Genomic DNA, 11,900 nt, shown 5'->3' with positions numbered 1-11,900 from the left:
AGTGCGATGTGCTGTTATAATTAAGCTTTCACTTCTGTGTGTGCTTCTGCTGCAATTCCTTCTTCAGCTTTGCCGGCATTCATAATTTCTGTTTGCTTGCGGATCGATTCGCCGTGGATCAGTTCCAACAATTTTTCGGTAAAGTTCAGGTCTAACTTCAACGCTTTGGCAAAAGCGGTACGTTTTTTCATGATTTCATCCCAACGGTTTACCTGCAAAATGGTTACGCCATTGTCTCTTTTGTATTCGCCAATTTTTTGGGTAATGCCCATACGCTCTGCCAATTTTTGGAAAACCAAATCGTCTATTTTGTCAATTTGAGCCCTTAGGTCTGCTAATTTATCGGTAAAGTCTTCGTTTTTCGATTCAGGTTTACGTAGGGTGAAATTAGCCACGATATCTGCCAATGCAGCTGGGGTTACTTGTTGTTTCGCATCTGTCCATGCTACAGAAGGATCGATGTGCGATTCGATCATCAAGCCCTGCATATCCAAGTCCAATGCTTTTTGTGCAACATAAGAAATCAGGTCGCGGTTACCGCAAATGTGGCTTGGATCGTTGATGATCGGCAATTCAGGACATAAGGTTTTCAATTGGATGGCCATTTCCCACATTGGTTCGTTACGGAAAGCGCTTTTCTCAAAAGAAGAGAAGCCACGGTGGATCGCACCTAATTTAGTAATGCCTGCTTTGTTGATACGCTCTAAAGCGCCAATCCATAATTGAAGATCAGGATTCACTGGGTTTTTTACCAATACCGGGATATCTACGCCTTTCAAGGCATCGGCAATTTCCTGTACGGTGAAAGGGTTCACTGTAGAACGGGCACCAATCCAAAGGATATCCACGCCTGCGGCCAAAGCCTCTTCAACGTGTTTTGCATTGGCTACCTCAACTGCTGTTGGCAATCCTGTTTCTTCTTTTGCGCGTTTCAGCCATTCTAAACCGATGCTGCCAATGCCTTCAAATTCTCCCGGACGGGTACGTGGTTTCCAAATTCCTGCTCTCAATACGCTTACTTTTCCGGTTGCTGCCAATAAGTGTGCGGTAGAAAGCAATTGCTCTTCTGTTTCTGCACTACATGGTCCAGAGATTAATAAGGGTTCGTTTTTTACGTTGATCCAGCTGTTTAACGGTTGAATGTTTAATTGTAATTTCATTTTTCGGGGGTTATTGGGGTTTTATAATTCTTTTAATTTAATGCTTAACTGATCCTTCTTCAGGATTTATACTTTATCGTTTTTTTGGTATTCGCCCATGATATTGAAGTTCACGGTATATTTTAAGGCTTTTCTAATGGCCGTATCATAATTCTCCATGTTGGTCCATTCCATGTCTACGTAAAAGTAATACTCGTTTCTTTTGCCTAAAACAGGCATAGATTGTATTTTGGTTAAGTTTACGTTGAGTTCGGCAAAGATGTTGAGTACTTTAGAAAGTGCACCGACGTGGTTGCCAACCTGAAAACAGATCGAAGCTTTATTGATTTCTTTGGTGTCCTCGGTTTTATCTTTTTGCAAAATGAGGAAACGGGTATAGTTTTTCTTGTTCGATTCGATGCGGCGCTCAATGATGTTCAAGCCGTAGAGCTCGGCTGCCAAGGTATTGGCAATGGCAACGGTGTCTTTCAATTGCTCATCCCTTATTTTCTTGGCGCAGGCCGCGGTATCATTGCTTTCAATCACCTGGATAGCAGGAAAATCGTCGAAGAAATCCACACATTGCCTAATGGCTATAGGGTGGGATGTCGCAAATTTGATGTCCTCGAATTTAACACCAGGCAGTGCCATCAAATGAAGCTGAATAGGCAGGTAAACTTCGCCGGTTACAGCAAAATTATATTCTCTGATCAAGGTATAGTTTGGTAATAAGCTACCTGCAATAGAATTTTCGATGGCCATGATCACATAGTCGGCCTCGCCTTTTTCCAAGCTGTCGCAGGTTTGCTTAAAAGAGTTGCACTCGATGGTTTCGATGTCTCTACCGAAGAATTTGAATGCGGCCTCTTCGTGAAATGATGCCTTGATGCCTTGTATGGCTACCTTTGTTTTTGGTGTTTTCATTGAACTTTTTTGCGTTAAAACAAAAAAGTCCCGGCGGTATGCCGGGACTTTCTATATACAAATATTCTTGTTATGTTTTTTGCATACTAGTCCCGGCTCTTACTAAAGTAGTAAAAGTAGCCGAACCAATATGTAGTAGTTAAATTCATTTTTTTCTTTACGGTGTCAAATGTACACTTCCGAATTTAATTTGTCAAGAGGGAATTGAAAATAATTTGAACAAAATTAAATTTTGTGCTTTAATTCGCCTCAGGCTACACTAAAAAACATAGGCTTAGGCAGGGCAGAAAGGCTGGGTGCCATTGCTGCATTGCTGATCGCATGGAATATAGGTGTGGTCGTTAAAACAGTAGCCCAATGGATCTGTGCCTCCGCCTCCATTGCCGCCCAAGCAAGGGTGGTTTGGTGGAACATGACAGGGACAACCTTCTGGGGCGATATCGCATGGCCCGCCTGGCCCGCCGCCGTTAATTTTTCTTAACGCCTCGCGGCTTAGTTTTTTGAAATCTTTAAGCATAATAGTTGTATTTAATGATCGATTGTAATCGAATCTACAAAACAATTTGTATGCTTTTTTATCAATTTTCCGTTTGTAAAATAAATGAACAAAGTGCTGGTAGATTGGGCGTTATGCGTTTGGCGGTTGTTCAATTGCTAACTGTGGACTGTAAACTGGTCTTGCTCCATAGCCCCGATAGCAGCAGCAGCCCCGAGGTACGAGGGCTTTAGCGAATAGCGGGACTGGCTTTAATAGTACTACAAATGAAGCGCTCCAAACACAGCCATCAGTAGTTGATCAGTTATTGCCTTTACGATTTTTCATTCTGATTAAGGAGGAATTTGTCTCGAGGTAGATGCCGGATCGGTGTCCGGCATGACGAATCTTTTGATTCATGGGCTATCTGGCTTGAAAAACAACGGTAATACTCATCGGCAATTCCAGCCCTTCTTTCCGCTTTACTCCACTGCATTTCGTGCCCGCTGCAATAAGGTTTATTTGATAAAGGCAGTGCTTCTTTGGGGACTTAGCTGGTTTTGTCATTCCAAGCTAATGAGGAATTTACATCGAAGACAGATCCTTCGCTTCGCTCTGGATGACAAATCTGTTTATGCCAGCTGAAAACTGAAAACTTTCTTGCTTCGTTCGCTCTCAATGACGATTTTTGGACTATGGACTATGGACTATGGACTATGGACTATGGACTATGGACTATGGACTATCGACTATAAGACTAAAAACTAGGCACTCTTTTGTTCTCGCTGTGCTGTTTTAGTATGCTGCTCAGCCATTTCGGCCTCTTTCAGTTCTCTTTGCATTATTTTGGCAATTTGGGTACTGCCATCATGGCTCCATCCGGGAGGATTGATTACGTATTTCACCTTGTCCCAAAATGTAGGCGCTTTTTTCACATCGTTGGCCAATGCTACCCATTCATGGAAAACGATATTGCTGAACCTAGAATCATCTGGCTGTTTGGTTAGGCCATATTTGATTTCTTCTTGAGGAACTTCTTCCTGAAAAGTACCAAACCACCTGTCCCATAAAATCAATACCATGCCCATGTTCTTGTCTAAATAACGTACGTTGCTGGCATGGTGTACGCGGTGGTGAGATGGGGTTACGAAAATGTATTCGATAATCGGGTGCAGTTTGCCTACGGTTTGCGTGTGTACAATATTGCCATAAATTTGGGTAATCAGATAGGCAAAAAGTACATCAAGCGCATTAAAGCCCATAAATGCCAAAGGCAAATAGAAAAATACCCTGTACAATGGTTCAAATACCGTAGAACGGAAACCCGTAGTGAGGTTAAAGTGTTCTGAAGAGTGGTGGGTAACGTGCATGGCCCAGAAAAAGCGCACATAATGCCCAACAGTATGCAAAAACCAATATAAAAAGTCTTGCGCCAAGATCAGCACGATCCAATAGATCCAAACGTTCTGGATCTGGAAAAGGCGATAGTGCTCATAGCAGTATTGCAAAAGGAAAAAAGTAGCCGTTTTCATGGTTAAATTAACCACAACTGCGGCCAACATCAGGTAGATGTTGTTTAATGTGTCTTTTTTGGTGTAAAGCTTACGGTCGTGCGCATAGCTAAAATACATTTCGACCAATGTTAATACAATTACACCTCCAAATAACGTGCCCACAGAAATATCGCTGCCGGTAAATTTCATACTTTACGCTTACTATAACGAATTATAATAGTTTAAGCTTTCCAAAATATCGTTATCGGTTACTTTGCAGTTGTACGTGCAATGCCCAATTTTTTCAATCAGAGAGAAAAGAATAAAGCCTTCTTCATTCTTCTTGTCGCTCTGCATCAGTTGGATCAATTGGCTGAAACTGGCTTCCTTGATCTTGTATTTTGGATAAATGCTTAAAATATAATTACTAATATCTTTTAATTCTTCTTTTGTTAAGTTGCAATATTTAGCCGATAGGAAAGCTTCACAGATCATGCCAATTGCAATGGCTTCGCCATGGGTAAGCGGTTTTTTGTCGTTGCTCAATGCATAACTCTCTACCGCGTGGCCAATGGTATGTCCATAATTTAATATTTTGCGCAGTCCTTTTTCAAAAGGATCGCTGCTTACCACCTCATGCTTGATTTCTACCGAACGGTAGATAGCAGCTGCCGAAATGGTTTGGTAATCGGCCGCTTTAAGCTGCTCGTAATAAGCCGCATCGGCAATCAAGCCATGTTTGATCATTTCGGCAAAGCCAGAAAGCATTTCTCTTTTCGGCAAGGTTTGCAAAAAGGCATTTTCGATAAAAACCGCCTGTGGCAAACTGAAAGTGCCTACCATGTTCTTTACATTGTCGATATCAATGCCGGTTTTGCCACCAACGGAAGCATCCACTTGCGAGAGCAGGGTAGTAGGGATATTGATAAAATCTATGCCCCTTTTATAGGTTGAGGCAATAAAACCACCCATGTCGGTAATTACACCACCACCTAGGTTGATCATCAAACATTTGCGATCGGCACCAAAATCCAATAAGGTTTTCCAAATGCCAATGCAAAAATCGATGTTCTTGTTTTCTTCGCCCGGATCGGTTTCAATGATGTCGAAATCTTCCAGTTCATCCAGGTATTCCCTAAACAAAGGCAGGCAGAGTTCGGCCGTATGGGCATCGGCAAAAACAAACACCTTGCTGTAATTGCGTTGGGCCAACAGTTCTTTTAAAGGACTTAAGCCAGATTCGAAATAGATGGAGTGACCGTCGCTGTTTATTGCTTTCATTACACTATTTCTATTGTTTTGCCCATAAATTCTACCTTGTCGCCAATGCGCACCTTTAGTCGTTTTCTACGGTCAACGGTACCATTGTATTTAACCAGGCCGTCTTCTACAACCATTTGCGCCTCGCCGCCACTTTGCACCAATGAAGTTGCCTTCAAAAGTGCAATTAATGGAATAAATTCGCCTTCTAATTTGAATTTTATCATTGCGCTGCAAATTTACAATTATTTGCAGAGTGTTTTAGCTAAAGAATCATTGTAATTTATATTTTTGCACTCGTCTGACCAAGTAAAATACATGTCAATGGAAATACACCCCCCGAAAAAAATCAATTTTGACAATACCGAAATCGCTTTTCGCAACAAATCTAATGCAGAACTCAACCAGGCTTATTGGCTTTTTAGAATTATAGGCAATAACTTTTTAACCAAAATCGGCCCTCCAATTACCAATTTCATGCTGAATATTGGCTTTCCGATTAAAGGTGCCATCAGGGCAACTATTTTTAAGCAGTTTTGTGGCGGAGAAACCATTGAAGAATGCGAACACGCGATTGAACAATTGCATTTGGGCAAAGTGGGTACCATTTTAGACTATTCTGTTGAGGGCGAAGAAGAAGAGCATGTTTTTGATTTTACCTGTGAAGAAACCATCCGTACCATTTTAAGAGCCGATGGCGATCCCCGCATCCCCATTACCGTATTTAAGGTAACTGGTATTGGCCGATTTGCCTTGCTGGAGAAATTAGATGCCAAGCAAACCTTAACTGCCGATGAAACTGCTGAGTTTGAAAGGGTAAGGCAGCGTTGCGAAAAAATCTGCCAAACGGCTTTTAACAAACAGGTGCCGGTAATGATCGATGCCGAGGAAACCTGGATCCAAGATACCATTGACGAACTGGCCTTGGAAATGATGACCAAGTTCAATAAAGAAAAACTGATCGTTTACAATACCTACCAAATGTACAGGCATGATAAATTGGCCGATTTAAAAGCCGATTACCTCATTGCCAGAGAAACAGGATTTATTTTGGGCGTAAAAATGGTGCGTGGCGCCTACATGGAAAAGGAGCGTAAACGTGCGGCCGAAATGGGTTATCCATCGCCAATTCAGCCTGACAAGGCAAGCACCGATAAGGATTATGATGAATCTTTGAGGTTTTGTGTAGAACATATCGACCAGATCGGTTTTGTTTGTGGTACGCACAACGAAGAGAGCAGCCGACTGCTCACCGAATTGATGGACGAAAAGCAAATTCCGCACAACCATCCACATGCATTTTTTGCACAATTGTTGGGCATGAGCGACAACTTGAGCTTCAACTTGTCTGATGCCGGCTATAACGTAGCTAAATATGTGCCTTATGGGCCAATCAAAGCAGTAATGCCTTATTTGTTTAGAAGGGCACAAGAAAATACCTCGGTAGCCGGACAAACGGGTAGAGAATTGGGTTTGATTAGCAAAGAGAAGGCGAGGAGAAGGCTTTAAGTAGGCTTAATGTGCTATTGTAGTTATGAGTGCTGAGTTGTGAGTTGTGAGTTTTGGATTTGGAGTGTTCCAAATCGTCATTATCTGTTGGTAATGAACTAATGGCTAATTTATAGTTTTTTCGCAGCAAAATAGAAGACAGCCAGCCAAACCAGGCCTTTAGCCAAGAAGAAAATAAAGCCCCAAAATCCAATTCTTTTGGCCCATTTTTTTATTTTTTCTACTTTTTCTGCGTTCATGGCAATGCAAATATCGCAATTATTTTTTTCTGGTTATTAAACAAAGCTGCTGGTTATTTGATCAGCAGCTTTGTTTAAAGATAGGCTAACTCAATTAAGTCAGGTCAAAACGGTCTAAGTTCATCACTTTGGTCCAAGCGGCAACAAAATCGTTTACAAATTTATGTTCAGCATCTGAGCTTCCATAAACCTCGGCAATTGCCCTCAATTCTGAACTCGAACCAAATACCAAATCGGCACGGGTAGCTGTCCATTTTACTTCGCCTGTACCGCGGTCGCGACCTTCGAACAGTTCTTTGTCTTCGCTAACGGCTTTCCAAGCAGTATTCATGTCTAAGAGGTTTGCAAAGAAGTCGTTCGTGAGCACTTGTTCGCGTTGCGTAAACACGCCATGTTTGCTGCCATCGAAATTGGTGCCCAATACACGCAGACCACCCACCAAAACAGTTAGTTCAGGGGCTGTAAGCGTTAACAGCTGAGCTTTATCGATCAATAAGGCTTCTGTTGAAACGGCATATCTTGTTTTTTTGTAATTGCGGAAACCATCTGCCGTTGGCTCTAGGAACGAAAACGAATCGATATCGGTTTGTTCTTGCGAAGCATCTACGCGACCAGGGCTAAAAGGAACCTCAATATGGTGTCCGGCAGCCGCCGCTGCTTTTTCTATGGCCGCGCTGCCAGCCAATACAATCAAATCGGCCAAGGAGATTTTTTTACCTCCAACATTAAATTCATTTTGGATTTTCTCCAATACGTCTAACACATTGGCCAATTGAGTAGAGTTATTAACCAACCAGTATTTTTGAGGCGCCAAGCGAATACGTGCCCCATTGGCACCACCCCGCTTATCTGAACCACGGAAAGTTGAAGCCGAAGCCCAGGCAGTTGACACCAATTCAGCCACAGATAGGCCTGAGTTTAGTATTTTGGCTTTTAAGGTGGCACTATCGTTGGCATCGATTAAGGCATGGTCCACTGCCGGCAACGGATCTTGCCAAATCAGTTCTTCCGTTGGTACTTCCGGACCTAAATAACGGGCAATTGGTCCCATATCCCTGTGGGTTAGTTTAAACCAGGCACGCGCAAAAGCATCGGCAAATTGATCTGGGTTTGCTAAGAAACGTCTTGAGATCTTCTCGTATGCTGGATCGAACCTTAACGAAAGGTCGGTAGTTAACATGGTAGGCAGGTGGCGTTTTGAAGAGTCAAAAGCATCTGGAATGATGCTGTCTGCATTTTTGGCTACCCATTGGTGTGCACCTGCTGGACTTTTAGAAAGCTCCCATTCAAAAGCAAATAGGTTTTCGAAAAAGTTGTTTCCCCATTGGGTAGGGGTAGTGGTCCAGGTTACTTCTAAACCGCTGGTAATGGTATCGGCACCTTTTCCAGAGCCGAAAGTACTGGCCCAACCCAAGCCTTGGCTTTCTAGACCGGCTGCTTCTGGTTCTTTGCCAACATTGGTAGCAGGACCTGCGCCATGCGTTTTGCCAAAAGTATGTCCACCGGCAATCAGGGCCACGGTTTCTTCATCGTCCATTGCCATGCGGCCAAAAGTTTCACGGATGTCTTTAGCCGCTGCGATTGGATCGGGGTTTCCTGCCGGGCCTTCGGGGTTTACATAAATCAATCCCATTTGTACGGCACCTAACGGATTTTCGAGATCACGCTCTCCGCTGTACCTGGCTTCATCGCCCAACCATTTGGTTTCGGCTCCCCAATACACTTCCTCCTGAGGTTCCCACACGTCTTCTCGGCCTCCAGCAAAGCCAAAGGTTTTGAAACCCATCGATTCGAGGGCCACATTACCGGTCAAGATCAAAAGATCCGCCCATGAAATCTTCCGTCCGTATTTCTGTTTAATTGGCCACAACAACCTTCTCGCCTTGTCTAAGCTTACATTATCAGGCCAGCTGTTTAATGGTGCAAAACGCTGTTGTCCTGCTCCGGCACCGCCCCGGCCATCGCCCACACGATAGGTACCTGCGCTATGCCAGGCCATCCGGATAAACAGGGGGCCATAATGCCCAAAATCAGCAGGCCACCAGTCTTGCGAGTCGGTCATCAATTCATGCAGGTCTTTTTTCAACGCGTCGTAATCCAGGCTTTTAAAGGCTTCCGCATAGTTAAAGTCTTTGTCCATGGGGTTAGACAATGTAGAATGCTGCCTTAAAATGTTTAGTTTAAGCTGATTTGGCCACCAGTCGCGGTTTTTTGTGCCGCCACCGCCAACATTGGATTGAAGCGCTCCGTGAAATGGGCATTTGCTGATGTCGTTAGGGTTGTTTTCCATTTTTAATGCTTTTTGTTAATGATCGAATACTATCGTGTACAAACTATTTGTCGCAAAATTTTAACAGAGACCGGAAGGAAGTACTGTTCCATATTCCAACGCTTTGTTATCAGTAAAGGTATAAGGGATAGCTTCCACTATCAAACTGCTTTTCTCTATGAGGGTATAGGCAAAAGCTATTTAACCCTAAAGGGCTGTTTGCCACTTAGCAGGTCCCAAAACAGGATGAAATCGCTCACCAAGCTGTAGCCGGGATATTGAAAAGTGGCAGGCTTGTTCTTTTCAAAAAAGAAATGCCCAACCCAGGCAAAGCCGTAGCCGATAAACGGCACCGCTACCAGGAATCGCCAATTGAGGAACAGTATGGCGGCGATGATGGCCAAGATGAGCAGTCCCGTTCCAGTAAAGTGTAAAATCCTGCTGGTTAGGTTCTGGTGTTCGCTCAGGTAGAAAGGATAGAATTCTTTTAAGGAAGTAAATCTTTTTTCGTTCATTTCTTAAAAATTAACCATTTTTTTCGATATTGAGCCTTATGGAGAACCTACAGGCTTGTCTAAATTTATGAAAAAATATTTACTCTTTTTATTCTTCTTCATTTCTGTAGCTGCTCAGGCTCAAATGCTAATTAAAGGTAGGGTTGTTGACGAAAAGGACAAAGGACCATTGCCAGGCATCAGCATTTACATTAACAGCAGCACCATAGGGACGGTAACCGATGCCGATGGCAAATTTAGCTTAACGGTCCCTTTTTCTGGAAAAGTAGAACTGGTGGCCTCGCATGTTGCCTACCAGAAAAAAATTGTGGTAGTTGCCGGCGAAAGGAATGAGGAAATTGTAATTAGCCTGGAGCAACAAAACCAAACCTTGGATGCCGTAGTGGTTCGTGCCATCAAAAACAAAGACGACAACTTTAAAAAATGGGGCGATTTCTTTACGCAGGTGCTATTCGGCAATGATCCTCATTTTAGCAATGCCTGTAGGATTAGAAATCCAAACGCAGTAGCTTTTTACTACGATAAGGAAAGCACCGAACTAAGGGCTTTTGCCAAATCGCCGATTGAAATCGAAAACAACCTGCTTGGCTATGTGGTTAAACTCGATTTGGAAGATTTTAGCTATGTTTTTAATACGGATGTACTGTTGCTGAAGTACTCTAGTTTTTTTGAAGATATGAAGAACGCAAAAAGCACACCCGAACAGCTCAAACTTAGAAGGGATCAAGTTTATTTTGGTTCGAAATTGCATTTCATGCGTGCTTTGTATGCCAATACACTCACTAATGAGGGTTTTACCCTGTATGCCTATAAATCGATCAAAAATGCAGAGAAGAAGCGGGTAGAGGCAGTTGTGCAGCGCCGTTTGGCAGAAACGTTTACGGTTAAAACAAGTGCCGATTACAACCTTAAAACGCTTTTTAAAGATAGAGATACAGCCAATTACTATCAAAAAATAATGAAGGAGGACGATGTGCTGGCATTTGATACCACTTATGTATCGGCAAGAAGATTGGCCCAGTTAGATCGGGCTTCGCATACAGTAGCTCTTGCTTTTAAAGATACGCTGATGATCAGTTATAAGCCAAAGCCTAGCACTGGCCCGAGCAAGATCTCGTTAGAGCAGGCGAAGGCTCATGGTTATGTAACGGCGAATGCACCCATCAATCCAAAGAACAAGTTTACTTTCATGTATTTTGTAAGCGAGGGCAAAATCCATGTCCAAAGCAACGGCTATTATCCTGAAGATAACCTCTTTATTTATGGCGATATGGCCGAAAGAAGAATTGCTCAACTGTTGCCATGGGATTTTGTGCCACTTGGTCCTTAGGTGTTTTTTAAGGGAGTAAAGGTCAGTTTTGAGTTGGCGGTTTTCAGGGCCTACTTTGAATTCATCTTATGATCAATCTACTAATCAGCCAATCCGCTAATAACCATTCACTAAAGTATTCCGTTTTGTTGCAGGAAGGTCCTCAGTTTTTCTGGGTGGACGTCCATTAACAAGGCATGCAAACCAGCTTTTTTGGCGCCTTCGATGTGTTGTGGACTATCGTCGATGAATAAGGTCTCGCTTGGATCAAGGTTATTGTCTTTGATTACCTGTTCAAAAATATTTACATTGGGTTTGCGCAGTTTCATGTGTTGCGAGAAATATGCCTTTTCGAAATAATCGTCGTAGTTTTCGATGTTGAATGTATTTCTCAGGTAATTGATGATCCAACCGTAATGGATTTCATTATTGTTGCTCAACAAGAAGGTGCGATATTTTTCTTTTACATCAAGCAGCACCTGGTGATTGCCTTCAGAAACGCCGATCAATAGGCTGTTCCAGGCTTCATCAATCTGAACATTGCTCAAATGAGGATTGCCTGCGGCTACGCGAATGCCGTCTCGAAACTGATCGGGCGTAATGCCTGCCACTTCAAAATCGTCGAAGAGGTTGCTGTGGGTTTGATGGGCAAAAAATTGCGTCGAATTATGGATGCCTAATTGGGCAAGTGCGGTTTGGGTACGTTCAAAGTTGATTTCGAAGATCACATTGCCGTAGTCGAAAATAATATTCTTGATGTTGTTCATG

At 42.9% G+C, this 11,900-nt stretch carries 12 protein-coding genes; 2 read left to right on the top strand and 10 right to left on the bottom strand.

Going from position 1 to position 11,900, the window contains the following annotated elements; translation table 11 throughout:
* Nucleotides 1-20: 20 nt before the first annotated feature.
* From AC570H_RS09815 to AC570H_RS09790, 6 genes are all read right to left on the bottom strand, one after another.
* Nucleotides 21-1,160, bottom strand: coding sequence for a chorismate mutase (locus AC570H_RS09815; protein ID WP_497354182.1), 1,140 nt, complete (start codon nt 1,158-1,160; stop codon nt 21-23).
* A 66-nt stretch (nt 1,161-1,226) separates the two neighbouring features.
* Nucleotides 1,227-2,063: a prephenate dehydratase gene (locus AC570H_RS09810; protein WP_497354180.1), complete on the bottom strand. Its 837-nt coding sequence runs from the start codon at nt 2,061-2,063 to the stop codon at nt 1,227-1,229.
* A 274-nt stretch (nt 2,064-2,337) separates the two neighbouring features.
* A complete protein-coding gene (locus AC570H_RS09805) occupies nt 2,338-2,580 on the bottom strand; it encodes a hypothetical protein (RefSeq protein WP_497354178.1) in 243 nt (80 codons plus the stop codon).
* 722 nt (nt 2,581-3,302) lie between these two features.
* Complete coding sequence (locus tag AC570H_RS09800; protein ID WP_497354176.1) at nt 3,303-4,241, bottom strand: sterol desaturase family protein; 939 nt, start codon at nt 4,239-4,241, stop codon at nt 3,303-3,305.
* A gap of 12 nt (nt 4,242-4,253) precedes the next feature.
* The gene (aroB, locus tag AC570H_RS09795; RefSeq protein WP_497354174.1) at nt 4,254-5,312 is read right to left on the bottom strand and encodes a 3-dehydroquinate synthase; all 1,059 of its coding nucleotides are present in this window, start codon (nt 5,310-5,312) and stop codon (nt 4,254-4,256) included.
* On the bottom strand, nt 5,312-5,518 hold the full coding sequence (locus tag AC570H_RS09790) for an RNA-binding S4 domain-containing protein (protein WP_497354172.1): 207 nt from the start codon (nt 5,516-5,518) through the stop codon (nt 5,312-5,314). The genes aroB and AC570H_RS09790 overlap by 1 nt, the downstream gene beginning before the upstream one ends.
* A 97-nt stretch (nt 5,519-5,615) precedes the next feature.
* On the opposite strand from AC570H_RS09790, the gene AC570H_RS09785 reads away from it, so the two are divergent.
* Nucleotides 5,616-6,800: a proline dehydrogenase family protein gene (locus AC570H_RS09785; RefSeq protein ID WP_497354170.1), complete on the top strand. Its 1,185-nt coding sequence runs from the start codon at nt 5,616-5,618 to the stop codon at nt 6,798-6,800.
* A gap of 110 nt (nt 6,801-6,910) precedes the next feature.
* On the opposite strand, the gene AC570H_RS09780 is transcribed toward AC570H_RS09785, so the two are convergent.
* From AC570H_RS09780 to AC570H_RS09770, 3 genes are all read right to left on the bottom strand, one after another.
* Nucleotides 6,911-7,039: a hypothetical protein gene (locus AC570H_RS09780; RefSeq protein WP_497354168.1), complete on the bottom strand. Its 129-nt coding sequence runs from the start codon at nt 7,037-7,039 to the stop codon at nt 6,911-6,913.
* A 94-nt stretch (nt 7,040-7,133) separates the two neighbouring features.
* Nucleotides 7,134-9,329: a catalase/peroxidase HPI gene (gene katG, locus AC570H_RS09775; RefSeq protein WP_497354166.1), complete on the bottom strand. Its 2,196-nt coding sequence runs from the start codon at nt 9,327-9,329 to the stop codon at nt 7,134-7,136.
* A gap of 176 nt (nt 9,330-9,505) precedes the next feature.
* Entirely contained in the window at nt 9,506-9,823 is a 318-nt protein-coding gene (locus AC570H_RS09770; RefSeq protein ID WP_497354164.1) for an Mpo1-like protein, read from the bottom strand.
* A 67-nt stretch (nt 9,824-9,890) separates the two neighbouring features.
* Between AC570H_RS09770 and AC570H_RS09765 the strand changes: the two genes are divergently transcribed.
* Nucleotides 9,891-11,153: a carboxypeptidase-like regulatory domain-containing protein gene (locus tag AC570H_RS09765; RefSeq protein WP_497354162.1), complete on the top strand. Its 1,263-nt coding sequence runs from the start codon at nt 9,891-9,893 to the stop codon at nt 11,151-11,153.
* Between the two features lie 110 nt (nt 11,154-11,263).
* On the opposite strand, the gene AC570H_RS09760 is transcribed toward AC570H_RS09765, so the two are convergent.
* Nucleotides 11,264-11,899: an HAD family hydrolase gene (locus AC570H_RS09760; RefSeq protein ID WP_497354160.1), complete on the bottom strand. Its 636-nt coding sequence runs from the start codon at nt 11,897-11,899 to the stop codon at nt 11,264-11,266.
* Nucleotide 11,900: the final 1 nt, after the last annotated feature.

This window comes from Pedobacter sp. B4419, from assembly GCF_059693725.1.
This window is presented reverse-complemented; position numbering and strand designations above follow the sequence as displayed.